The sequence below is a fragment of the Sporolactobacillus pectinivorans genome, from assembly GCF_002802965.1.
Taxonomy (GTDB): domain Bacteria; phylum Bacillota; class Bacilli; order Bacillales; family Sporolactobacillaceae; genus Sporolactobacillus; species Sporolactobacillus pectinivorans.
Map to the genome: position 1 here is coordinate 1,282,675 of NZ_NXGA01000001.1, position 24,598 is coordinate 1,307,272.

Consider the following 24,598-nt stretch of genomic DNA (forward strand, 5'->3'; position numbering starts at 1 on the left):
TGGCGTGAGATCAACTGCCCACGTCTTTTTGGCGTCCATCCAATTTTCAAAACGGCAAATAAGCTTTGTCGGCGCTCAAAATCCATGGTAAATTAAGGGTGTGGAAGAGCTGGCATGCAGCGTATCAACAGTCATGCAGGAGCATTTTCCATAAAAACAAAATTCGGAGGGATTTTTATTATGGAAAAGATGGACATGATGAACAAGTCAATGATGATGCCGATGAACATGATGATGATGATGGAAATGGACAAGATGATGTGCGAGATGAAGTGCATGCATATGATGATGGAACGAATGTCCGGCATGGATATGAGTATGATGAAAGACATGGACAAGATGATGAACAAGGATGAAATGATGAGCTGTATGCACAAATGCGATGAGATGATGTCATCAATGATGGACATGATGGGGAAAATGAACTGATATATCAAGGATCTTGGTTCATTTGAAGCCTGGAGTCGTAAAAAAAGTCTCCAAAAATGTTCATTGATGCTCAATAGTTTCATAACTTTACTTTTTTCATGATGCCTTTCAGATATCCATGATTTTCTGGGAGGCATTCTTTTCATTTTATGGGTAACATCTGTGTAGATTTCAATCGTCGTTTTCATGTTCTTGTATTCTATACGTTGGATGGCTCATGAAATTTTTGGGGATGCAAAGTATGGCTTTGATCCGCTATAATAAGGGAGCTGGTCTCCATATGAAGTTACATCTTCAATTTTTCTAGACTCTTTAGCAGAACTTGGACCGGTAAAGTTAGATTCCTTGCTTCCTCCATTTTCCTATCCCCTATGTACGCCGCATAAGTAGTAAATTGAATGTCATAAATCATTTTCTAATGAGCGCCAGTATGCCGGCAACAATAATCAGCAGCCCGCTCAAAAATCCATAAAAGCTGATGAGCACGATATTCAGAACGCCACAAACTAAGATAATAATGCCAAAAACGACTCGCGACTTATTGATCATACAAGAAAATATAATGACTGAAGCCGAAATGATAATACAAGCAACGCCAAGCCCAATAATTTCGCCGGCTCCTGTTTTGAGTGCGCCAATAACCACAGCGAGGACTATAGGCAAAATGCCGCCAATGATGCCAAATGATCCTCCGATGATGCCGATAAACATTTCGTCAAAGCGGTTAGTTATGCTTTTCTCCGCCATAATGAACCCCCCATAGTTTGTTCTGTTAATAGGAGAGTAGGATACGATCGAAAACCAGGATTCTATGTCCTCTATTTTAGCTAAATTTTCAAAAAGAAATAAAGCCAATAAGCTCCAAACGAGATGATTAGACCAATAACAGAAATCTGAAGACCTCTTTTTCTAAACAATTCCTTCTTTTTGTACCTTTTTGAGTATCGAAGCCATATGCCAGTGAACATAATTAACAGACCAACGGCTTGTATCCATATAGTGTACATGTGATTTCCTCCAGAATCAGACAAGCCATATATATGCCACTAAAGAGGCTAATAATTGCAGATTTTTATGAAAACTAAATGAATAAACATCAACTTTCATGCTTTAGGAAAGGTCAATTATTCTTTAATACTTTAAATCCATCCCAACAGGGTTGTTAAGACAACGACGATAATTGAGATAAGTACAAACCCTATTCTTTCAACTTTTTTGTTAACTGGCTTCTTCAATTTATACTGATAAGCCTTGTAAGAGAGACTCCAGATAAAAATGAACACCCAAATAGATAATATTACAAATAGATCCTTAAGAAATGCCACTTGATAGCCTCCTATTCAAGTTCCCCGTATATTGTGTTTTTTCTTTCGGGGAGGTTATGCGGTTCGACTGATTCGGTGCTCTCCATGTTATGTACGCCGCATAAGCGGCAATTTGAAGCTTTATGTTAAACTACGAAAATCTGCTTTTTTTCGGCACAATTCTGCCCGGCAATAATCCTGTCATTAAATCGGTTTGATTCATTTACGAACGAGAGCCAGCACACCTGAAACAATAATTAACAATCCACTTAAAATACCAAATCCGCCAACAAAAATCATGTTAAGAACGCCACAAACCAAGATGAGGATGCCGAACAGTATACGATTTTTATTTATAATACATGAAAATATGATGGCTAGAACTGAAGCTATGATGCACGCTGTTCCTTGACCATAAAATGATCCGGTTCCTCCTGCTTTCAGCGAATCTCCCAGATAACCAATGGCCATCACGAAAATGCTGGCAATGATCCCAAGCACGCCTCCAATAATTCCCAGTACCATTTCAGCGACTCGGCTTGTAGCTTTTGGTGCAGTACTGTTTACTTCTGTTTCCATAGCTCAATCCCCCAAATATTTTTTATGTAAACTCAATTAAGAGTTGGTATCAGTTTGATTTTTTAAGTCTATTTTTTTTTGCACCGCTACTGAAAATTATGATCATTTATCTTAATTTTTTCAGAACAAAGAGGATATTGAAAGATTTCAGTATTGATTGATCTTCGAACCTTCATGCTCAAAATGGTTCTTGGCTCATATTTGCTTATGAGCATCTAACCACCTCATTCATATAGTACAGCGAAATATAGACGTAAACAATGTGTAATCGACCAATATTTACAATTTTCTTTCATCATATGGCAAATTATTGCATTATTTACCACTATTAATGTGTTAAAGTCATAGGTTCATTTTCAGCAATAAATTGATTTCTTCTATACAAGTAAAATTAAAACTGCTGAACTGAGTTCGGCAGCTGTTTTTTGTAAATAAAGAAAACCTCGGGGTGATGCTGATCCCGAAGTTTTTCGAAAATTATCTGTTTTCAAGATGGAAAGAGACGCTCAGTTCCAGCGGTTCGCCGGGTTTTACATAAAGCAGGCTATCCGGATCTTCATTGAGCGCATTGGTTTTGGCCGTCCACGGTTCGACGCAGACAAACGGCTGATCGCCCTCTACCCACAGTACATCATAACGAAAATGCTCATCCTGCTCAATCACGAGCTTCTTCGTATCATTAAAAGATACCTCGATCCGCCCATCTGATCCGCCAGGCAGAACCACCGATTCCTTCAAACCTTTCAGATCAATCGTTCCTTTAAATGGTTTGACTTGGTTGTCATTGTAATCAAGATATCTTGTCGCTTTGCTTTTCAGATGCACCGTCTTATTGCTGATGTTAAAGTAAGGATGATAGCCAGGATAAACGGGCATCGAATCGTTCGAAAGGTTTGAGATTTTCTGGCCAATGCTCAGCTTGCCATCTAAGAGTGTGTAAGTAAGAAATACTTCAAAGTCAAAAGGATAAGACATCCTGGTTTCCTCACTGCTTTGGAAGGAGAGGACTAGTTCAGCATGCATTTCATCGTTAACTTTTTTGGAAACCGTCCATGGCCGCGTCCGCGCCAGTCCATGATTGGCCATTTTATATACCGTATCTTTCCACACATACGTTTTATCCGTCAGCTGTCCGGCAATAGGAAAGAGTACAGGAATACCGCCGCGCACATTTTTGCTTGTATCAAAAAGTGTATCCTGATTCATAAAAAGGACATCTTCGCCATCAGAATGAAAAGCCGTCACTATGCCGCCACGTTCCGGGGAGATATCAATGAATGTATTTTCATTTTTCAGCCGTAAGAAGTGTAAACTCTGCCTGTCAAATTCTTCAATCTGGTACATCGTTTATCCCTCGATTGTCACTAATAAGTATGGCTTATGCGCCATTTCAAAAACTATTATACATGAAAATCGATCACTATTGATAGCGCTTCAAAAATTTATTTCGAAATTTCGACTTTTCAAAAGTTTGGATGGCACGCCAGTTAGGGGGCAAAAGGATGGTGAAGAAAAAATAGGTAGAAAATATAGACAATCTGTCATTTATGATTCCTTATCAAATAACTGTAAAGACTGTGGCTGAAGCAGTAACAACTGTAGAAAAACAGCGCATCTGTCGATCAATTTAGAAAATCTTGAACGATTTGTACCATTGTCTCCATATCGGCCTCGTTGTAACGCTGGTCAACAGGCAGCGGAACCAGGTCTTTTGCGAGGCGGTACTCAAAACTGTCGGCCGGAACACGTGCCATCACTTCTTCCCAATAATCGTTAACGTAGATGCCATGTTCCATTAAGAATTCTTTTAATTGTTCGCCACAGTCAGTCAAGAACGGATAACACATCGGTCCTGATAAATCGCTGAAAGCCATTTCCAGCTGATTGAATTGACTCATTTGCCCGTGTAAAAACAGGAAATTTTGATTTCTTTTCGTCATTACTTGCGGATAGTCGATGCTCATCATCAGCCGCTGTGTCAAGCGCGACATCGTCTGCAGGCCGCATCGGTCTAGATATGCTTCGTTCTCATTGAAAAGCGCAGCAGCCGCTGCGCTGCCCATGTCAATTTGTTTCAGTAAGGCATCGCAGCGATAGTAAGATGCATCCTGTTTTAGATTGAGCCGTTTATCAGCACCGGTATATAAATAGCCGCCGTCCGGTACACCGAAGAACTTGCGCGGCGAATAGATCGTATCAGTGTTCGCCAGCGCCTGGTCAAAAAAAGCCTGAGTATTGTCAATGATAACATTCTTCAGATTGTGGCAGATTTTTCGGACATTTGCGCCATTCAGGCCGAAATAGTTTATGTAGAGAAGGCAGGTATCATCCTCTGGTACTGTGTTGAAAATGGGTGCGAAATCTTCTCCAATACGATAGAAGGCGTAATCAACGTTCAGACGCCTTACCGGTTGAAGCATGCTGTCACAGATATAGGCAGGCAGATAAATTTTCTTATAGTTTTTGACGCACAGTAAATATTCAAGACAATAGCGTGCACTGTTCAGGTGCAACGCCCGTTGGTGGTATTCCTCCCGGATCGGCAACTCAAATGAAAAAAACCCACCGATTGTTCTTTGTCTTTCTGTCATATGATCACCTAATTGTTGCCCTTCCGAATTGTGGGAATGGTTGGTTATTACTTTCTATATAACTGCAATGTTGAGCGATTTTTTTAAAACCGTCAAGCGAGGATAATATGCGGACGCTGACATGAAAAAAAGTCTGTGAAATTTTCTTGATTGAGGCAGGTAACTCTTGATATAACCGAAAAGCACCGTAAACCATTGTCGGAGTTGAGTCATCATTTTCTTGATCTCTTTCTTCATATCGGATAAAGAATTATGAAAAATACTGATCAGCTGCGTCAGCGCGACCATCCAGTATGAAAAAGTACTGTTAAAGAAAAACAGTCTATCATATTAGTTATGAAATGGGAAAGTTGATTTATTTGTGTTTATTTACTATTCGAGCCGGCACGCCTGCAATGGTAATATAACTTTCATTGAAACCTTTATTAACGACTGAATTGGCACCAATTTTGACATAGTCTTTGATCTGGATATCGTTGAATATTTTTGCGCCCGGTCCAATGAAACAATGATTACCGATCGTAGGTGCTTTTTTATTTGGGCTGCCGCCGATATTAACACAAGAGTGTATGGTGCAGTATTTTCCAACTTTAGCATGGCGGCTAACGACGATGCTCCCAAAGTGACCGATGCACAGCCCCTCTTCAAAAACGTTAAGGGGGATACTGAAACCAAGCTGTATACTAAGCGTTTGATATTTCTTTTTCAGCAGCCAGATGTACGGCTTATAAATTGGACGGGATTTGCAATTTGTCCAGTACTCCAGCTTTCTCATCAGTCTTTGAAACTTCCAGCAGGGATCGGTCAATAATATCATAATATTATCTGCAAGAATCGGATGCTTCGTATATGCTCCTAATGCCCTTTGATCTTCCTTTAAATAATAAAGGTAATCTTTTCTATTTTTTATCATTTTTTACACCTTTTTCCTATAGATGAAGCCTATGTATTCCAAAAATAATGTATGGTTATATTTGATTGTTGTCAACCAATGATTGGGAATTTGATACAGTACATCAAAAAGCAATGCAAATTGATAAGAGCTCTAAAAAACTTTTAAAAGCTCTAAACATCTTTCTCCCAGTGACGATATATACAATGTAGGGTGAGCGGGAAGGCGCCTTCCCGCTCACTGAACAAACTTTCCACATGGATGTGGGACAGACACAATTCAGGGAGGAAATTATTATGATTATCAACGACAATCTTGGTGCACTGAATACGTTAAATCAATTGACGAAAAACAATAATGCAGTGCAGAAGTCTTTGCAGCAGCTTTCATCAGGTCTGCGCATCAACAGCGCAGCTGACGATCCGGCTGGTCTCGCTATTTCACAAAAGATGCAGGGCCAGATCAACGGTCTCAATCAGGCCTCTTCGAACGCTCAGGATGCGAACTCACTGATCCAGACGGCTGATGGTTCATTAAGTGAAACACAGTCTATTCTGCAGAACATGCGTGAACTGGCAGTTCAGGCAGGCAACGACACGAATACAGCTTCCGACCGCCAGCAGCTTCAGCAGGAAATTAATCAGTATACATCAGAAATCAACGGCATCAGCAACACGACTCAGTTCAACACACAGAATTTGCTCAACGGCAGCCAGGATGCTTCAACCGCTGTAACCGGCGTCGAAAGTTTTAAGCTCAATGGCACGCTTAATGTTGGTGACACGGTACAGATCGGCAACCAGACGTTCACGGCTGTTGCCAGTGGTGCGACTATTCCTGCTGGTTCTTCAGGAAGTCAGTTCAAACTTGCTGGTACCGCGTCAGGTATCGCTACTAATTTGGAAGCAGCAATTGGTAACAACGCAGTTCTGAACGGTGAATATACTGCTACAGGTGCAGCTGGTACGATTACTCTGACTCAGACAACGGCCAATACTTTGATGGCAGGCATTGCCGGCACGGGAGTTAACGCAAATTCAGTGCAGACGGTTACGGCCGGTGTTTCTGCAGGAACGGGCAAATCGCTGGTGTTCCAGATCGGCGCCAACCAGAACCAGAGCCTTGCTCTCAACATTGGCAATATGAGTGCGTCTGCTTTGGGCATCGCTTCAACTACTTCGGGCAACGGTTTTTCGACCGGCTCACAAAATGTAACGAATGGCACAAACAATACGAACATTCAATTTGGCTTGGATATTACGTCGGCCAGCGGCGCAGCGAGTGCCGTGACTACGATTCAGAGTGCTATTGACATGGTTTCTTCTCAGCGCTCCGTGCTAGGCGCTTATCAGAACCGTCTGAATTCCACGGTCAACAACCTGACGACATCATCACAAAACCTGACATCAGCTAAGTCCGGCATTACCGATGTCGACATGGCCGCTGAAATGTCGAATTTCACGAAGGAAAATATCCTGAGCCAGGCTGCTACATCAATGCTGTATCAGGCTAACCAGCTGCCGCAGAACGTACTGAAATTACTCCAGTAATTTAATTTTGCAGCAGAGATTTGAAATGAAGCGGGTTCCCATCCAGGGGATCCGTTTTTTTGTTTATAAGCATTCATCCTAAGAGGCCAGCGATCCTGTAAAATTTCTATCATATTCCGATATAGTACATATAAAGAAAAATTTTTAAGAATGTGGGGGGAGATTTGTCTTGATTTTCACCATAAATGATCAGAAACAGGAACTGAACAATCCCTCCGTGCAGCAAATCATGGAGAAAATCAATCGGCGTTTGGATGCAAATACATATTACAGTCATCTTGTTGTTAACGGAAAGGCTGTATACGACGATTGTGAGACTTACTTGAAAGAACATCTTTCGGATATCAACGAACTTGAAGTCGTGACTCAGTCAATCGAAGTGTTGATTTATAGCAATCTGAACACTGCAAAACAGTATCTTGATCGGGTGCTTCCTGTTATTCCTCAGCTTTCAGATAATTTTTATCAAAATCCTTCAGCTGAGGACTGGCAGATGTTCAATGATTTGTTGCAGGGAATGGAATGGCTCGGGAAATTGGCAGCAGCGATTGGCCAAAACAATTCACGTCCAAACCATTGGGGGCAATACCTGCTTGCTTTTTCACCGATTCAGGAGAACTTGAGTGAATTGGAAACAGCTGTAAAGGAAAAGGATACGGTTCTGATTGGTGACCTGATCCAGTATGAGCTCCAGCCACACCTGAGTGTCCTTAACGGTGAAATTGGCAAAACAATTGACAAAGAGGAAAAGCATTATGATCTTAATTGAGAACCGGAATTATCTGCGTTTCCGCAACCGCTCTTTGATAACCAGACTATCAACCTTAGAGAACAGTCCATTGTCAAACGCTGTTGTTGAGCCTTCCAGAAGCGGGGAGCCAACCTTGAAAGTACAGGTAAATCAGTCGTTTCAGTATGTACATAGCAGATATAATCCAGTAAGAGAGGCTGAAAGTCTGGTTTCGAGGATGGGAGATATGGAAAATTATGACCATATCTTGTTTATTGGTGCGGGGCTGGGTTACGCGGTTAAAGCATTCGCTTCAGCCTACCCAAAAAAGAAAATTTCCCTCTTTGAGCCGGATAAAGAGGTGCTGATTCAGTTTCTTTCTTACCAGAAGCTTGATGAGGGCTGGGCGGATCAGCTTACGTTTATTTCTGATGATGCAAATGAGGCGATGGCCCAGGTAAAACAGCGTATCGACAAAAATGGAGAACGTTTTTTCTTTTTTGTGTTACCCTTTTATGAAGAAAAATATCCGGAGCAAATTTGCCAGTTTCTCGACGTTCTTAAAGAATCGCTAATAGAAAAAAAAGAGGGATTGATTACGGATTTGTCTTTCCAGCAAAGATGGATTATCAATGCCGTGAAAAATTTTCCGAAGTTGATCGCAACGCCGAATATTCTGCAGGACATCGACAAAACACTTTTCAGGGCTAAACCGGCAATTATCGTCTCCGCGGGTCCTTCGCTTAACGATGAGTTTGACCATCTGAGGCAGATTAAGCAACAGGGATCCGCCTATATTTTTGCGGTCGGATCGGCAATTAACGCTTTGATTAAACAGGATATCATGCCGGACGCTGCCTGCACATATGATCCAAAACCGCAAAATTATCGTGTGATTCAAGTCATAAAGGATAAGAAGATAAAGTCTCTGCCCTTAATTTTTGGAAGCACGGTTGGTTTCGAAACGTTGGCTGACTATGATGGACCTATGCTCCACATGATCAACAGTCAGGATACTGTTTCCCCGTTATTATTGAGGAGAGCAAACTTTCTTCCTACTGAAACGGTAAATGATGCCCCGTCAATTGCCGTTATTGCTTTCCAGATGCTGCTCAAGCTTGAAGCTGATCCGATTATTCTAGTCGGCCAGAATCTTGCATACTTGGACGACAAGTTTTACGCTTCCGGTATCTCTTATGAGAACAGATCTGAAAATTTAAATGAGAATGATGAAAAGAAAGCGATGAATGTCAAGAGTGTCGATGGGAAAGACGTGATCACGAATCAAGTTTTTAATACGATGAGAAAACAACTGGAAATGTATATTCAGCTGAATCCTGACAGGCATGTGATTAACACAACAAAGGGTGGCGCGGCGATAGCTGGTGCAGCTTTTATATCGCTTGACAAAGTGATTAAGGGAAGCTTGGTACCAGCAACGGTGGTGCCGAATTGGTACAAAAGTAAAAATCAATATATGCGCTCCATGATTTCAAAGAAGGTTAGTAATCTAGCGGGCTATGGAAGAGATTTAAGCCGTCTCTTTGAAAAGCTGATAAAGTCCTTAAGGCATCTGAAGGAAGCCGCCTCTCATTATCAAAATCCTGTCCAGCTTTCAAATGAAATAGACAAGGTCAATCATGATCTGCAAAAAGTGCAAAAAAATGCCTTCTATAAAAGTCTTGTGGTTCCGATGATGAAAGTTCAGGTCAGCAATTTTAATAAAAAAAGCGAAGCAATAAGAGCAGAGCGTGATGTATTTAATAAGACGCAGATGATTTTAAGGGAAATGGAAATCTTTCTGAATGAATGTTTCATGAACTATAAAGCAATCTATCCATCAGTTGAGGAACTGACGGATAGATGTAAATGAGTGAGAAACAAATGAAAAACAGGGTGATCTTATGAAGTATTTAACAATAATACCCGCGCGCGGGGGATCAAAGGGCGTACCTTATAAAAATATAAAAATGATAAATGGAAAACCGCTGATCTGCTGGAGTATCGAGCAATCACTTGCCTGTGAATTGATTGACCGGACGGTTGTTTCGACTGATTCTGAAGAAATTGCGGCTATAGTAGAAAAAAGCGGTGCCGAAATTCCATTCCTGCGTCCGGCATATTTGGCTGAGGATGAAACACCTACTGAACCTGTTTTGATTCATGTCCTTGACGAGCTCTACAAGAAGGAACATTACCGGCCGGACGCGGTAATACTGCTCCAACCTACGTCACCCGTCAGAAGAAAGAACAGATTGTATGAGGCAATAAAGTTATTTGAAGATCAAAACGCGGACTCATTAGTAAGCGTTTGTGAAAACCATCATTTTTTTTGGAAGAATCATCAGGCTCCCCTGCCTTTATATAATTATAAAGCTCGTCCCCGCAGGCAGGAAATTAAAGAGGAGGAGCGATGGTATCGGGAGAATGGTTCGATTTACATTACAAAACTCAGTACTCTGACATCCGGACAAAACCGTCTGGGAGGGAAAATTGCCATGTTTGTTATGGATGAAGATGAAAGTTATGAGATTGATTCCGCAATAGATTTTAAAATGGCGGAAATCCTTCTTAAGGAGCATGAACATGATTATCGATAAAAATTTAAGTACATATATAGTAAACGGAGAAAGCAGCGTGATCAGTGCTTTAAATAAAATCAGTGAAAATAAGCAGGGGATTATCTTTATTCTGGACTATACAGGTACAATGGAAGGCACCCTGACTGATGGAGACTTCAGGCGATGGATCGTGAAGCAGAAGACCATTGATTTGTCCTGCCCGGTTTTCGATATTGCCAACAAATCTTTTATCTCGATGAATCAGGATGAATTGAACGATAACCGGAAGGCGGATTACTTATTCGCAGAAAACAAAATAACCCATATTCCTGTTTTAGATGATAAAAAACGCTTGATTGCTATTGTAGAGAAAGAAACGTCCGGTCTGAAAATAGGGAAGCACGTCATTGATGATCAATCACCTGCTTTTGTCATTGCAGAAATAGGAAACAATCACAATGGCGATATCCGTCTGGCGAAGCAATTAGTCGATGAAGCGATAGCGGCGGGTGCGGATTGTGCGAAATTTCAAATGAGAAATCTGGATACGCTTTACAAAAATCATGGGAACGCGAATGACGACAGTGAAGATCTTGGGTCGCAGTACACCCTGGATCTCCTCAGCAAATTTCAGTTGACGAATAAAGAAATGTTTGACGTATTCGATTATTGTAAGTCTCGCGGAATTATTCCGTTGTGTACACCTTGGGACATAGAGAGCTTTAAGGCTTTGGAGAGCTATGGAATGGATGCTTATAAAGTGGCGTCAGCGGATTTAACCAATCATACGTTGCTAAAGGAAATGGCAAAATCCGGAAAACCATTAATTTGTTCAACGGGAATGTCCAAAGAAAACGAGATCAGACAGGCTATGGAAATCTTGCAGCAGCTGGGTGTCAATTATATCTTTTTACACTGCAACTCCACTTACCCCACACCTTTTAAAGATGTGAATTTGTCATATATGGAACATTTGAAAAAGTTCAGCAATGGTCTGGTCGGGTACTCTGGCCATGAGCGGGGAATTAACGTGGCGATTGCCGCTGTTGCAAAGGGAGCTAAGGTCATCGAGAAACATTTGACACTTGACCGTTCTATGGAAGGAAATGATCATAAAGTAAGTCTGCTTCCTTCAGAGTTTAAAGAGATGATTCAGGCTATCCGGGAAGTTGAATTAGCAACAGGCACACTAAAGAAAAGAGAAATGTCGCAAGGAGAAATTATTAATCGGGAAAATCTTGCTAAGAGTATTGTAACAAATTGTGCGATAGAAAAGGGAGAAATCATCACCCGGAATATGTTGGCTATTAAAAGTCCCGGGAAAGGGGTTCAACCTAACCGCATGAATGAAGTGATCGGACTGGTTGCCAGAAGAAGCTTCGGCCCGGGCGATTTTATTTATGATTCAGATTTAAAAAATGATTTTGTCCAACCGCGGGACTACAGTATCCCGCTTCAGTGGGGGATTCCGGTTCGATACCATGATTATCGAGAAATACTGAACAAAACAAACCCGAAACTGCTTGAATTTCATTTAAGTTATAAGGATCTTGACGAGAAGATTGAAGACTATTTTGATCAGCAGCTCGATTTGGACCTGGTGGTACACGCGCCTGAATTGTTTGCCGGTGATCATTTACTGGATCTCTGCTCCATGGATGAAGCTTATCGTCAGCATTCCATCTCCGAGTTGCAAAGGGTCATTGACATGACAAGGGAACTGAAAAAATACTTCAAGAGAGCGACTCGCCCTTTCATTATCACAAATATGGGGGGATCAACGAGCAATGCGCCTCTGGCACCTACTGAAAGAGCAAAATATTATGAGCTGATTTCTAAAAGCTTGAATGAACTGGACAGGGAAGGTGTGGAAATTATCGCTCAGACTATGCCACCGTTTCCCTGGCATTTTGGTGGACAAAGATATCAAAACCTGTTCATGGACTACCGGGATACAGTTGAATTTTGCCAGGAAAATCAATTAAGAGTATGTTTTGATACATCACATTCCAAGCTGGCCTGCAATAATTTTAAATGGTCATTTAAAGCGTTCATCAAGGATTTGGGACCCTATATCGCGCATATGCACATTGTTGATGCCTCGGGGGTAGACGGTGAGGGGCTTCAGATCGGTGAAGGAGATATTGACTTTGGCATGCTGTTTGATGAAATACAGGAATATGCACCGAATGCTTCATTTATACCGGAAATATGGCAGGGGCATAAAAATGACGGTGAAGGATTTTGGGTTGCCCTTGACAGATTAGAAAAAGTAACAAATATGAATAGCCTGATTAATTGAACAACATTTTTATAAAATGGGCTCGTCGCTTAACCTTGGTGAAGACAGCGCATGATTCTATTTAATTCACAATGACACATCAATCTGTACTTTAAATGTTTAAACAAAATTGGGAGATTAATCTATATGAATATGTTGCAAAAAAAGCTGAATAATCATGACGGAGTTATAGACTATTATCAGAAGTGTATTAGTATTGCCAGAACACAGAAAGAAATCGTTGTTTTCGGTGTTGGCAGGGGTGGAAGAAATGTCTATAAACTGCTTAAAACAAACGGTTTAAAAAATATTAAAGCTTTTTGTGATAATAATATAGCAAAACAGGGAGAAAAGTTTGCTGAATTTGAAATTCTTTCTCCTAGAGAGGCTGCTGTAAGATATCAGGATGCCTGCTTTGTAATCTCCTGCGTTGATAACGTTAATGTGAAGAAACAATTGTTGTCACTTGGAATTCCAGAAAGTTATATCAAGACTTTTGATCTAACATGGTGTGATTTTGGACAAACGGATTTTAACTATATCATGCAACATATAGATGAATTTAATGAAGCATATGAGATGATGGCAGATAACATATCGAAAAATGTCTTTATTGATTTACTTAATTATAAAATGACGCGTGATAAAAAATATGTTCAAAAAGCATACAATTCACTAGAAATCCAATATTTCGATACATTTGTGCCATTCTCGCAAGGACAAGTCTTTGTCGATGTTGGCTCATATACAGGCGATACTGCGGAAAATTATATAAAATGGTCAAAGGGAAAATATGGGAAAATTATTTGCTTCGAGGCGAATAAAGATAACTTTGAAAGATTAAATAAAAATATTGAAAAGAACAAATGGAGCAATATAAAAACCTATTGCATGGGAATATCTGATCAAAAATCCCTGCTTTCTTTTAATACTGTTAGTGCAGGCGGGGGCTACCTAACGGAAACGGGTGAAAACAAAATTGAAGTTGACTCACTAGACCATATGTTAAATGAAAGAGTCGATTTTATAAAAATGGACATTGAGGGAGCTGAATACAATGCATTAATAGGTGCACAAGAAATTATTAAAATGTATAAACCCATATTGGCCTTTTGTGTTTATCATAAAAAAGATGATTTCTTTAAACTGACTCATCTTGTCAAAACTATCTGTCCTGAGTATAAATTTTATCTCAGACACTATAGTTTAACAGAAGGCGAAACAGTATGTTATGCAATAATTTAAGGAAGACGCGGGTTTTGTTGTGCACGTTCGGCAGTTCTGAATGATAAGAAATTTTTATTTTAAAGGTTTTGTTAAACTAATCTGTTGTTTTTCGCTCCAATCGACGGGGTGGCAAAACCAACATTGAACTTTAACATAGGCATTTTAAAAATAACCATAGGTAATAATATTCTTTCTACTGTCTTTTCTTAGTTCACTCATCGAGTCCGTATTGGGAGACTGTAGCACCTGGTTATAGACCAATTATCATTTGCTATATTTGATCTAAATCATTTTCGAGAGATCCTGTTCTTAAACTTTCTACTCAAAAGTCCGATATTTATATTAGGTTGGGGAAGTCAGCTATTTTCAGGAGAGGGAGGAAGCATGGATGCCGAATCTAGAGGCAGGTATTTCTTTCATCTATGCAGACCCGCATGACTCCGGCAACTAACAAGACCCGTCCGATTCGACAAATATCGTGATACAGATGGAGAAAATTTTTTGTGACAAAACTGAATCCATTTGGTTTGCAAGTGAGAGTGGTCCGGGAAATGCCACCCAGAGATTTCTCGACTGATATGGCAATGCCACAATTATGGAAAAATTAGTGATGATTTTTGAGCAGAGTCTCAATCAGCTAAAAAGGGGTGAAAACAGTGACAAGTATAAGCAGTTTAACAACGAGCACAGCAACAAATACGAACAGTTCTACCAGTTCTACCAGCGCTACAAGTCCGAGCTCCTCAAGTGTCACCATTCAGGAAATTAATAGCTTAATTGGTTATACGAATACAAATTCTGTCAGCGGACTTGTGAGCGGTATTAACACCGACAGCATAGTGGCTCAAATGATGGAGTCCGAGGCCGAACCGCTCATTAAATTGGAACAGACTCAGCAGACGATGGAGTGGCAGCGCGACGGTTACCGGTCAATGAACACATTGCTGCAGACGTTGCAGACCAATGTTCAGACGATGCAGCTGCAAGGGACCTTTTTGCAAAACACAGTTAACTCAAGCAATTCGTCGGTAGCAACCGCTACTGCCGGACCGACCGCCGGGAATACAAGCTATACGCTGTCCAATGTGTCGATGGCGACATCGGCATCGATAAACGGTGGGAAGATAGCAAGTTCCGGCTTTGATCCGACAAAGAGCTTGTGGAGCCAGGCATCCAATTTGACGAATGGCGTTTCTTGGACGGCGAATGCTGTGACTGGTGAAGCGACCAATGTGTTGACAGCAGGCAGTACTTTTCAACTGAAGAATGCTTACGTTGACAGTAGTCAGAATACGTCTGTTTCAATAGCCGATGGTTCGGGAAATACGACAGCTACTTATTCAACCGCTGCCGGAAATCTGTTTTTTGGAACGTCGGCAGCTTCCAATGTTGCTGCCGGCACGGCTTACATTAATACGACGACCGGGCAGATAACGTTTGGCAGTCAGATTGCCCAGGGATCGACGATTACGGCAAATTACAGCTATGATACGGCCAACCTTTCAATTGCCACGTATGATTCGAATGGCAATGCCCTGCCCGCGCAGAATTTTTCATTCAGCCCCAACACATCGCTGAATGATATGCTGACACAAATCACGCAATCCAATGCCGGCGTTAGCGCTTTTTTCGATTCGACGACCGGAACCGTTTCGATGACGCGAACTGATACAGGGCAATTGAGTCCGAGTGGAGGACAGGCAATAAATGCTTCAGGCAGTGCACAATCAATAGATTTTTTTAATAATACACTTGGTCTTGGAACAGGTTCTTCTGGCGCAACATACGTGGCCGGCAGCAATGCCCAGTTTACAATTAACGGGCTGGCTACATCGCGCGCCAGCAATACATTCACAATCGGCGGGACGACGATTTCCCTTCAGGGGAATACGACCGGGTCGGTAACCCTGAACGTGACCAACGATACCAATTCGGTCACAACGGCAATTAACAATTTTATCAGCACATACAACAGTACTATCAGCCAGATCAATAGTACAATTGATCAGACACCGAATCCGAATTATCCGCCGTTGTCCAGCATTCAGCAGTCACAGATGTCAGACACGGATATTGCCAACTGGAATGCACAGGCGCAGCAGGGGTTGCTTTCGAACGATAGCATCCTGAGCGGTGCGTTGTCGCAGATGCGTCAGGATCTGTACGCACCAGTCAGCGGAACAAGTGATTCAAACATGCAACAATTGGCGCAGATTGGCATTACAGTAAGTACAGATTACACACAACATGGAGCGTTGGTCGTTTCTAATCCGACGTTGCTTCAGCAGGCAATCAGTTCCGATCCACAGGGGGTTATGGAACTTTTTACAAATCAAAGTACCGACCCTGCATCACAGGGCATTATGCAGCGATTGAGTACAACAATTACAAATACGATGAATCAGGTGGAACAAAAAGCCGGAAATACGAGTATGGCCGATGCCCAGTATTTCCTCGGACAGAATATTGATAATTTAAATACGCAGATCGCTGCGGAGAAGACTAAACTTAGTGATGTCGAAACTCGCTATTACAGTCAGTTTGATGCTATGGAGCAGGCGATACAGCAGGCAAATGCGCAGTCATCTTACCTGCAAAGCTTTGCAAGTAGTAATGGATGATTTTTACAGAAGGTGGTCTAGCAATTGTCTGCAGATGCATATAAAACGTATCAACGTAACACTGTATTAACTGCCCCTCAGGGAGAATTGATCCTGTTATTGTTCAACGGCTGCATTAAGTTTATCAGGCAAGCAAGGGTTGCCATAAATGGTCAAGATATGAGCGGTAAAAATACTTATTTGCAGAAAGCGCAAGCGATCATTCGCGAATTGATGGTCACTCTGGATCAGAATCACCCAGTTTCTGAAAATATTATGATGATGTATGATTATATCCATCGAAGGCTCATCGAGGCTAACATGAAAAATGATCTGAAAATCCTTGATGAAGCAGAGCGGCTTGTCATTGAATTTCGCGACACATGGAAGCAGGTCAATGAAATTACGAAAAAAAAGCAACCACGACGGGATCGAGCATAATTGAATATGCGTGCTATTTATGATCAGACAGTTCAACTCAAAATTTTACTTGATCATTACGACCGAACGAATCGTGAAAAAATGATTGAGGAAATAAAAAAATTATTAAATGCACGTCAAGCCCAGTTGGCTCTGCTGAGCGGCAAGCGCAGCGATGAGGACAAAGCTTGGGGCGAAAAAATTACTGCTTTGAATCAGAAAATTGACGTTGCTCTTGAAAATATTAAACAAGATATTGTAAAAGATATGCATCATTTGAACAAAACAAAGAAAGTGATTAAAAAGTATCGCAATCCATATCAGGGGCCGACGAAAGACGGGATGTTTTTAGATAAGAAAGAATGAGAAAATCACTGAAAGCCGTCAGTGATTTTTTTATTCCCCATTTTTGATTGTCTAAGAAATTATAAAATATCGATCTGTGGATGGCTGACCATTAAACGATCTGTAGAATCGAAATCAGAAATCGGCTGATACATCCCGCTTAGCAGTTGAAACAAAACGTAAAAAAAGTAGTGATAAACTGCTGTAAAAGCGGAATAAGCAGTCGTGTTTTTTTATTCATTCAAAATAAAGCGGCCCATCGGATCACGAATGATCGGATGGGCCTCACATTTTTATTAGATGCTTATTTGTCAGTCAGCTGCAACTGCTGCAACTTTTGTTTGTTCAGCGTTTAAACTTGCCAGAAACTGCAAGTAATTATACGTAGATTCTTTCTCGTCTTCATTGAGCTTTTCAAATAATTCAACGATTTCTTCTTTTTTTACAGACATTTTGAAGTCTCCCTTTTCGAGATATTATCACCGTCTCGGTGCAAACTTCGTGAAAATCATCACAAACTTGTCACCAAAATCAAACTTTTATTTTATCACGACACACCCATTAAAACCTGTGAAAGTGATCACTAACTAATGCAATTTTCTCTTTGTGTAATTTATTATATGAGCTATTCAGAGCACGGTCAATACAAAATGGCGCTTTTAACGCCCGTCTTTCGATTGAAGTTTTGCATGCTATTGGTACTTTTTTTGCATGAATATTTGCGAACGCACGAATGGTATATTTGTGTCGGATTTATGTTGTTGAAAACGCTTTTTGTAAAAATATTTTGAAGTTTGGGAAGGAATCGGGACAGGAATGGCGAAAATATATAGTATCGAAGGGAGGCTTTCTCATGAATCTGAACATTCGAGGAGAAAATATTGCTGTAACACCATCTCTGCAAGAATATGCGGAGAAAAGGATTGGCAAGCTGGAGAAGTATTTCAGTTCGCCGCTGACAACAAGCGCCCGTGTAAATATGCGGGTACACAACAAAGAACAGGTGATTGAAGTTACGATTCCGGTTCAGGGGCTCCTCCTGAGAGCAGAAGTTGGTCAGGAAGATATGTACACAGCGATTGATCTGGTCGTTTCCAAGCTGGAACGTCAGATCAAGAAGTATAAAACAAAGCTCAACCGTAAAACCCGTCAAGACGCACGCCAGGCCATTCAGGCTTCTGGCAGTAGCACAATGACAAAGCCTGCTGAAACGGAAACCGTTGAGGATGCGCTTGAGATTGTCCGGAGAAAAAGTTTTGTGTTGAAACCGATGACAGCTGAAGAGGCAATTTTGCAGATGGATATGCTGGGCCATACGTTCTTTGTATTCAATAATGCGGAAAATGGCGGCATTAATGTTGTCTATCAGCGTAAGGATGGCCGCTACGGCCTGATCGACCAGGAATAACGAACCTTGCAGTTGAAAAGAAATGTCCGGGAGATTCGCATTTTGTGAATCTCCTTTTAAATTGAAGATTTTTGGCGAAGTTAAAAATGGATACTTTAAAATGCAGTTTTGGGGTCGGAAAAATCAGCTGACCCGGTTCTGCTTTGATTTTCTCAACTATTTCCAAGTTTTTCGTTTTAGCGTATAATGATAATTGTTTGTTTTTAATTGGTGCCGGGGTGTTGCGGGATGGTATCTGTTTTGTCGGTGCAGCCTGCCCCCGTAAATTTTGATTCCGCCTGCGAATGATTTAGTGATTCTGTTCCAGACTGACTTTTTTTATTTTCGCATGGCTGATCTCCAAGAAGTGATCCGTTGCCACAGCCCTTGAAGATTGCTACAATAAAGGGACGTATAACGGTGAGCAGTATTGGGATGGACATTTACTATTACTATGGAAGTATTTGATTATGAAAAATGCTGATTGAAGAATGGAAAGATACAAATACCCCGCATGCCGACAGGGCACAGCGTGGAAGTCTAAATGAGGTGTATGCAGGCATGATAGGAATGCTTAAAAAAGTGTTGGGAGATACAAGCCTACGCAAACTCAGCAGGATGGAGAAAATGGCCCACGCGATTGATCATATGGCTGATGATATGAAAAAGCTGAGCGATGATGAACTGCAGGCGAAAACGCCGGAGTTTAAGAAGCGTCTGGAAAATGGTGAGACGCTGGACGATCTGCTTCCGGAAGCTTTCGCCGTTGTTCGTGAAGCATCGACGCGTATACTTGGCATGACTCCTTTTTATGTTCAGCTGGTTGGCGCTATTGCCCTGCATGAAGGAAATGTGGCTGAGATGAAAACTGGTGAAGGTAAAACACTCGTTGCAACGATGCCGCTTTATCTGAACGCACTGGCAGGCAAAGGCGTTCACCTGATTACGGTCAATGACTATCTGGCTTCCCGTGACGCGAATGCACTTGGACCGCTTTATAATTTTCTTGGCATGTCCGTCGGTCTGAATTCATCCGGCATGAACCCTGAAGAAAAAAAGGTCGCCTATGAGGCGGACATCACATATGGCACGAATGCTGAGTTTGGTTTCGATTATCTGCGTGATAACATGGTGCTCTATAAAGAAGAAATGGTTCAGAGACCGCTGAATTATGCGATTGTCGATGAAGTTGACTCCATTCTGATCGATGAGGCGCGTACACCACTGATTATTTCTGGCAATGCAGAAAAGTCGACAGATCTCTATGTGCGGGCGAATCAATTTGCCCGGTTGCTGACCGAGAAGCAGGATTATACCGTCGATCTGAAGACGAAGTCGGTTCAGCTGACTGAGGAAGGCATGACTAAGGCGGAAAACTTTTTCCACATTAAAAACTTGTTTGATTATTCGAACGTCCTGCTCAATCATCATGTGAGCGAAGCTTTGAAAGCCCACGCGATCATGCATCGCGACACAGATTACGTTGTTCAGGATGGCCAGATTATCATTGTCGATCCGTTTACCGGTCGTCTGATGCAGGGGCGCCGTTACAGTGAAGGATTGCATCAGGCGATCGAAGCAAAGGAAGGTCTTGAAGTTCAGAGCGAGAGCAAGACCCTCGCTACGATCACGCTGCAGAACTTCTTCCGCATGTACAGCAAACTGTCGGGTATGACTGGTACGGCAAAAACGGAAGAGGAAGAATTCCAGAGCATTTACAATATGGACGTTATTGTCATTCCGACGAATAAACCGATGGTTCGTATGGACAATCCGGATCTGATTTACAAGACAAGGGACGGCAAGTTCAAAGCGGTTGTTGAAGAAATTACTGAACTGTATCATCGCGGCCAGCCGGTGCTCGTTGGTACGGTTGCCGTTGAGACATCGGAACTGATTGCAAAATTGCTGAAAAGACGCGGGATCCCGCACAATGTCCTGAACGCGAAGAACCATGCGCGTGAAGCAGAAATTATTGAGAACGCAGGCCAGGTCGGATCCGTCACGATTGCAACGAACATGGCCGGACGTGGTACGGATATTAAGCTGGGCGATGGTGTGCCGGATCTCGGTGGATTGTTCATTCTTGGCACGGAACGCCACGAATCACGGCGTATTGATAACCAGCTGCGCGGCCGTTCAGGGCGTCAGGGCGACCCAGGCGAATCAAGGTTCTATCTCTCACTGGAAGACGATCTGATGCGCCGGTTTGGCTCTGACAAGATGAAGAGCATGATGGAACGGCTCGGCATGGACGATGATCAGCCGATTGAAAGCCGGATTGTCAGCAAATCTGTTGAGTCAGCGCAGAAGCGTGTTGAAGGCAATAACTTCGATGCCCGTAAACAGTTGCTGAAATTTGATGATGTCATGAGGCAGCAGCGCGAAATTATTTATAAACAGCGCATGGAAGTTATGGAATCGAAGAATGTTCGCCCAGACATTGAGAATATGTTAAAAACGATGATTGAAAATGAAGTTAAGGCGCATACACCGGATAATGAAGTACCGGAAGAATGGGATTTGAGTGCGGTCATCGATTATCTGAATGGAAAGCTGTTTGATGATGGTGTTCTGAAAGTCAGTGATCTCGATGGTAAAGATCCGGAGGAAATGACTGATTTTCTGTATGAGAAAGCCATCGCTCGCTATGACGAAAAAGAAGAACGGTTTACATCGGAGCGGATGCGCGAGTTTGAACGCGTGATCATGCTGCGGACCGTCGATACCAAGTGGATGGATCACATTGATGCAATGGAGCAGCTGCGCGAAGGTATCTATCTGCGTGCATACGGCCAGGTCGATCCTTACCGCGCTTACCAGGTTGAAGGGTTCAAGATGTTTGAAGAGATGATTGCCAGCATTGAGGAGGAAGTAGCGAGCTTCCTGATGAAGGCGGAAATCCGTGAAGAACCGATTCAGCGTGAGCGTGTGACACACGGGTTGCGCGTGATTTCAGGCGGCCAGGACGATGAACCTAAGAAACAAAAACCGTTTGTCCGCAAGGCACATGTCGGACGCAACGATCCTTGCCCATGCGGGAGCGGAAAAAAATATAAAAACTGCCACGGCAAATAAGCCGGGTATATTGGAAAGTAGGATGAATGATGGATCTACCGGAAATGAAACACGAAATTGACGAGATGGAAAACAATCTCCAAAAATTTAGGGGGTCTCTTTGACTTAGATAGCAAAAAAGCCCGGATTGCCGAACTTGATGAAAAGATGACAATGCCGGGTTTCTGGGATGATAATAACAAAGCCCAGAAAGTGATCGATGAGTCAAATGATCTGAAGGCCAAGGTTGACAATCTTGGCGAACTGGAATCCAGGTTTGACGATCTGCAGGTCGCTTACGAGCTCGTCAAAGAAGAAGACGATGCGGATCTGAAAAAAGAACTTGAGGGGTCGCTCACCGAGGCAAGCAGGGCATTCAATCAGTATGAAACGCGTCTCCTGCTCAGCGGTCCGCATGATAAGAGCAATGCGATTCTCGAACTGCACCCGGGTGCTGGTGGCACGGAAGCCCAGGATTGGGCGTCGATGCTGCTGCGCATGTATACCCGGTGGGCGGAGAGCAAGGGTTTTACAGTTGAAACGCTCGACTATTTACCAGGTGACGAAGCGGGAGTAAAGAGTGTGACGCTTCTGATCAAGGGGTTGGACGCCTATGGCTACTTGAAAGCTGAGAAGGGCATTCACCGGCTGGTACGCATTTCGCCGTTTGACGCTGCGGGCAGGCGTCACACCTCTTTCGTTTCATGCGAGGTTACACCGGAGCTTGACGACGATATCGACATCGAAGTCCGGCCGGAGGATGTTAAAATGGACGTTTTCCGTTCCAGCGGTGCCGGTGGCCAGCACATTAACAAAACATCATCTGCTGTGCGTCTGACCCATATTCCAACCGGCATTGTCGTTAGCTGCCAGTCGGAACGTTCACAGTTTCAGAACCGCGACCAGGCAATGAAGATGCTGAAATCACGCCTGTATCAGCTGGAAGAAGAGAAAAGGGAAGCGGAAAAAGCGGCACTCCATGGCGAGCAGAAAGAAATCGGCTGGGGCAGTCAGATCCGCTCTTACGTTTTCCACCCGTATTCGATGGTTAAAGACCACCGGACCAACGTTGAAATGGGTGATGTCAACCGTGTGATGGACGGTGACCTCGATCCGTTTATCGACGCCTATTTGAGATTGAATCTGTAATTAAAAGTGTTGTTAAAGGAAGAAGCCCGATAATGGAGCTTCTTTTTTGGTACACTTACCCAGGCCTGCACCCTATTGATCCGGTGATAAAGAAAGTCTTCCATTTTTGGAATCTCCTTTTTTCGAAGCACTTTCTCAGTAGAGAAACCGGCAATAGTTAGCAAGTATTACAAACGATCATCTCCTTATATATGATTACTATTATAATGATTGTTGTTGCTGAATGAAACTCGGTTTATATCAGTTTGACCGCCAGCCGTTCATACATTAGAATAATCACATTGTGCTATTTTGAACGTACAGAAGGAGAATGTATATGGCTTTGTTTTGGAAGAAAGACAAGCACGCTGCTGCCCCGCGCGGGTGGCGGGCGATTGTGCTTGACTATTTTTATGTTGTCATTGGTTCGGTGATACTGGGTATTTCATTTAACCTTTTTCAACTGCCGAACCGGATTGCCGCTGGCGGTGTCAGTGGAATCAGTATTATCCTGCACTATACACTGGGCTGGGAGCCCGCTTATGTAATCTGGGGGCTGAACATTCCTCTTTTTATTTGTGGTATCCTGATTCTCGGGCGGAGCTTCGGTTATTTTGATTACGCATTGAAAACACTCATTGGCACGCTGTTCCTGCCGCTTTCTGTTTATTTGACAGCGGGCTGGCCGGTGGTGACACACAATGCCCTGCTGGGTTCGCTGTATGGCGGCATAGGTGTTGGGTTTGGCCTTGGCATTGTCTTCCGCGGCCGTGGTTCAACCGGAGGTACGGCACTCGCCGGGCAGGTCTTCCAGAAATTCACCGGACTCTCGCTTGGAATTTGTGTCTCCGCTATCGACGGGATGATTGTGCTGGCTTCGGCGTTCTTCCTGTCACCGGAATCTGCACTCTACGCACTGATCAGCATTTACCTGCAGGCGAAAATGATTGATGTCGTGCAGCTCGGCTTTAATACAGAAAAAATGGCACTGATCATATCAGATAAGGAGACCGTGATGCGCCAGGCTATTCTGGATGAAATCGACCGCGGTGTGACACGGATTACCAGCCAGGGCGGATACACCGGCGACAATCGCCCGATGCTGATGACCGTCGTTTCACAGAGTGAATTAACCCATCTGAAACAGCTTGTCCGCGCGATTGATCCAGATTCCTTTTTTATCATCACCAATGCGACGGAAGTATTTGGAAAAGGATTTTACACCAGAACCTGATGGTCGGTTCATCGGGTTGTAAATATATTTTAAATCTTGATTTGATCTCGAAAAAATCACTTTCTGTCGAATTTTGAAATTTAAATGTAATATTTTTCATACGGAATGGGCCGGGTGAGAATGGTATAATGAAAATTGTTTAAGTTGTTAAAAGATTGAGGAACAAATACATAGTACCGCGAATGGGCCATCGAGGTGGCATGTTTAGCAAAATTGCGTGACGAAATGACTAAGGATAATCCAGGAGAGAACGAATATCTGGCTGATTGGAACCGACTGATAT

Annotated in this window: 20 protein-coding genes; 14 read left to right on the forward strand and 6 right to left on the reverse strand. The window is 42.5% G+C overall.

The genetic code is table 11. The features are described from left to right. Positions 1-180 precede the first annotated feature (180 nt). Positions 181-429, forward strand: coding sequence for a hypothetical protein (locus COP04_RS06130; RefSeq protein ID WP_239984783.1), 249 nt, complete (start codon positions 181-183; stop codon positions 427-429). Between the two features lie 408 nt (positions 430-837). Here the strand turns inward: COP04_RS06130 and COP04_RS06135 are convergent, their stop codons facing one another. From COP04_RS06135 to COP04_RS06170, 5 genes are all read right to left on the reverse strand, one after another. Continuing rightward, positions 838-1,176 (reverse strand): hypothetical protein, encoded by a 339-nt coding sequence (locus COP04_RS06135; RefSeq protein WP_100487173.1) that lies wholly within the window; start codon positions 1,174-1,176, stop codon positions 838-840. Positions 1,177-1,952: 776 nt separating this feature from the next. Continuing rightward, positions 1,953-2,312, reverse strand: a complete 360-nt coding sequence (locus COP04_RS06150; RefSeq protein WP_100487176.1) for a DUF4064 domain-containing protein — start codon at positions 2,310-2,312, stop codon at positions 1,953-1,955. Positions 2,313-2,789: 477 nt separating this feature from the next. Next, the gene (locus tag COP04_RS06155) at positions 2,790-3,656 is read right to left on the reverse strand and encodes an aldose epimerase family protein (protein WP_100487177.1); all 867 of its coding nucleotides are present in this window, start codon (positions 3,654-3,656) and stop codon (positions 2,790-2,792) included. Between the two features lie 278 nt (positions 3,657-3,934). Next, entirely contained in the window at positions 3,935-4,903 is a 969-nt protein-coding gene (locus COP04_RS06160) for a hypothetical protein (RefSeq protein ID WP_239984784.1), read from the reverse strand. 355 nt (positions 4,904-5,258) lie between these two features. Then, positions 5,259-5,816, reverse strand: a complete 558-nt coding sequence (locus tag COP04_RS06170; protein ID WP_100487179.1) for a serine O-acetyltransferase — start codon at positions 5,814-5,816, stop codon at positions 5,259-5,261. A 275-nt stretch (positions 5,817-6,091) separates the two neighbouring features. Between COP04_RS06170 and COP04_RS06175 the strand changes: the two genes are divergently transcribed. From COP04_RS06175 to fliT, 9 genes are all read left to right on the forward strand, one after another. Further along, positions 6,092-7,345 (forward strand): flagellin N-terminal helical domain-containing protein, encoded by a 1,254-nt coding sequence (locus COP04_RS06175; protein WP_100487180.1) that lies wholly within the window; start codon positions 6,092-6,094, stop codon positions 7,343-7,345. A 169-nt stretch (positions 7,346-7,514) separates the two neighbouring features. Then, positions 7,515-8,114: a DUF8042 domain-containing protein gene (locus tag COP04_RS06180; protein ID WP_100487181.1), complete on the forward strand. Its 600-nt coding sequence runs from the start codon at positions 7,515-7,517 to the stop codon at positions 8,112-8,114. Continuing rightward, positions 8,101-9,948, forward strand: coding sequence for a motility associated factor glycosyltransferase family protein (locus COP04_RS06185; RefSeq protein ID WP_100487182.1), 1,848 nt, complete (start codon positions 8,101-8,103; stop codon positions 9,946-9,948). Before COP04_RS06180 ends, COP04_RS06185 begins: the two co-directional genes overlap by 14 nt. 31 nt (positions 9,949-9,979) lie before the next feature. Continuing rightward, positions 9,980-10,675 carry an acylneuraminate cytidylyltransferase family protein gene (locus COP04_RS06190; protein WP_100487183.1) on the forward strand — a complete coding sequence of 232 codons (696 nt, stop codon included), beginning with the start codon at positions 9,980-9,982 and terminating at the stop codon, positions 10,673-10,675. Beyond that, positions 10,662-12,938: an N-acetylneuraminate synthase family protein gene (locus tag COP04_RS06195; protein ID WP_100487184.1), complete on the forward strand. Its 2,277-nt coding sequence runs from the start codon at positions 10,662-10,664 to the stop codon at positions 12,936-12,938. Before COP04_RS06190 ends, COP04_RS06195 begins: the two co-directional genes overlap by 14 nt. A 126-nt stretch (positions 12,939-13,064) precedes the next feature. Next, positions 13,065-14,162 carry an FkbM family methyltransferase gene (locus COP04_RS06200; protein WP_100487185.1) on the forward strand — a complete coding sequence of 366 codons (1,098 nt, stop codon included), beginning with the start codon at positions 13,065-13,067 and terminating at the stop codon, positions 14,160-14,162. 638 nt (positions 14,163-14,800) lie between these two features. Further along, positions 14,801-16,765, forward strand: a complete 1,965-nt coding sequence (gene fliD / locus COP04_RS06205) for a flagellar filament capping protein FliD (RefSeq protein ID WP_100487186.1) — start codon at positions 14,801-14,803, stop codon at positions 16,763-16,765. A 24-nt stretch (positions 16,766-16,789) separates the two neighbouring features. Beyond that, on the forward strand, positions 16,790-17,185 hold the full coding sequence (gene fliS / locus COP04_RS06210; protein WP_100487187.1) for a flagellar export chaperone FliS: 396 nt from the start codon (positions 16,790-16,792) through the stop codon (positions 17,183-17,185). Between the two features lie 6 nt (positions 17,186-17,191). Then, positions 17,192-17,530 carry a flagellar protein FliT gene (gene fliT / locus COP04_RS06215; protein ID WP_476749552.1) on the forward strand — a complete coding sequence of 113 codons (339 nt, stop codon included), beginning with the start codon at positions 17,192-17,194 and terminating at the stop codon, positions 17,528-17,530. 290 nt (positions 17,531-17,820) lie between these two features. Here the strand turns inward: fliT and COP04_RS19465 are convergent, their stop codons facing one another. After that, positions 17,821-17,961, reverse strand: a complete 141-nt coding sequence (locus tag COP04_RS19465; RefSeq protein ID WP_157800198.1) for a hypothetical protein — start codon at positions 17,959-17,961, stop codon at positions 17,821-17,823. 401 nt (positions 17,962-18,362) lie between these two features. Between COP04_RS19465 and hpf the strand changes: the two genes are divergently transcribed. From hpf to COP04_RS06235, 4 genes are all read left to right on the forward strand, one after another. Then, positions 18,363-18,917: a ribosome hibernation-promoting factor, HPF/YfiA family gene (gene hpf, locus COP04_RS06220; RefSeq protein WP_100487189.1), complete on the forward strand. Its 555-nt coding sequence runs from the start codon at positions 18,363-18,365 to the stop codon at positions 18,915-18,917. A 540-nt stretch (positions 18,918-19,457) separates the two neighbouring features. Further along, on the forward strand, positions 19,458-21,974 hold the full coding sequence (gene secA / locus COP04_RS06225) for a preprotein translocase subunit SecA (RefSeq protein ID WP_100489564.1): 2,517 nt from the start codon (positions 19,458-19,460) through the stop codon (positions 21,972-21,974). Positions 21,975-22,003: 29 nt separating this feature from the next. Continuing rightward, a protein-coding gene (gene prfB / locus COP04_RS06230) for a peptide chain release factor 2 (protein ID WP_100487190.1) occupies positions 22,004-23,102 on the forward strand; the annotation gives its coding sequence in 2 pieces (ribosomal slippage) (positions 22,004-22,066 and positions 22,068-23,102; 1,098 coding nt in all). Between the two features lie 316 nt (positions 23,103-23,418). Continuing rightward, a complete protein-coding gene (locus COP04_RS06235) occupies positions 23,419-24,315 on the forward strand; it encodes a YitT family protein (protein WP_100487191.1) in 897 nt (298 codons plus the stop codon). The last annotated feature ends 283 nt before the right edge of the window (positions 24,316-24,598 follow it).

Excerpts from the sequence above, each read along its gene's own strand:
- COP04_RS06130 (WP_239984783.1), top strand. The coding sequence starts at position 181 with ATGGAAAAGATGGACATGATGAACAAGTCAATGATGATGCCGATGAAC.
- COP04_RS06135 (WP_100487173.1), bottom strand. The coding sequence starts at position 1,176 with ATGGCGGAGAAAAGCATAACTAACCGCTTTGACGAAATGTTTATCGGC.
- COP04_RS06150 (WP_100487176.1), bottom strand. The coding sequence starts at position 2,312 with ATGGAAACAGAAGTAAACAGTACTGCACCAAAAGCTACAAGCCGAGTC.
- COP04_RS06155 (WP_100487177.1), bottom strand. The coding sequence starts at position 3,656 with ATGTACCAGATTGAAGAATTTGACAGGCAGAGTTTACACTTCTTACGG.
- COP04_RS06160 (WP_239984784.1), bottom strand. The coding sequence starts at position 4,903 with ATGACAGAAAGACAAAGAACAATCGGTGGGTTTTTTTCATTTGAGTTG.
- COP04_RS06170 (WP_100487179.1), bottom strand. The coding sequence starts at position 5,816 with ATGATAAAAAATAGAAAAGATTACCTTTATTATTTAAAGGAAGATCAA.
- COP04_RS06175 (WP_100487180.1), top strand. The coding sequence starts at position 6,092 with ATGATTATCAACGACAATCTTGGTGCACTGAATACGTTAAATCAATTG.
- COP04_RS06185 (WP_100487182.1), top strand. The coding sequence starts at position 8,101 with ATGATCTTAATTGAGAACCGGAATTATCTGCGTTTCCGCAACCGCTCT.
- COP04_RS06190 (WP_100487183.1), top strand. The coding sequence starts at position 9,980 with ATGAAGTATTTAACAATAATACCCGCGCGCGGGGGATCAAAGGGCGTA.
- COP04_RS06195 (WP_100487184.1), top strand. The coding sequence starts at position 10,662 with ATGATTATCGATAAAAATTTAAGTACATATATAGTAAACGGAGAAAGC.
- COP04_RS06200 (WP_100487185.1), top strand. The coding sequence starts at position 13,065 with ATGAATATGTTGCAAAAAAAGCTGAATAATCATGACGGAGTTATAGAC.
- fliT (WP_476749552.1), top strand. The coding sequence starts at position 17,192 with ATGCGTGCTATTTATGATCAGACAGTTCAACTCAAAATTTTACTTGAT.
- COP04_RS19465 (WP_157800198.1), bottom strand. The coding sequence starts at position 17,961 with ATGTCTGTAAAAAAAGAAGAAATCGTTGAATTATTTGAAAAGCTCAAT.
- hpf (WP_100487189.1), top strand. The coding sequence starts at position 18,363 with ATGAATCTGAACATTCGAGGAGAAAATATTGCTGTAACACCATCTCTG.
- secA (WP_100489564.1), top strand. The coding sequence starts at position 19,458 with ATGATAGGAATGCTTAAAAAAGTGTTGGGAGATACAAGCCTACGCAAA.
- COP04_RS06235 (WP_100487191.1), top strand. The coding sequence starts at position 23,419 with ATGGCTTTGTTTTGGAAGAAAGACAAGCACGCTGCTGCCCCGCGCGGG.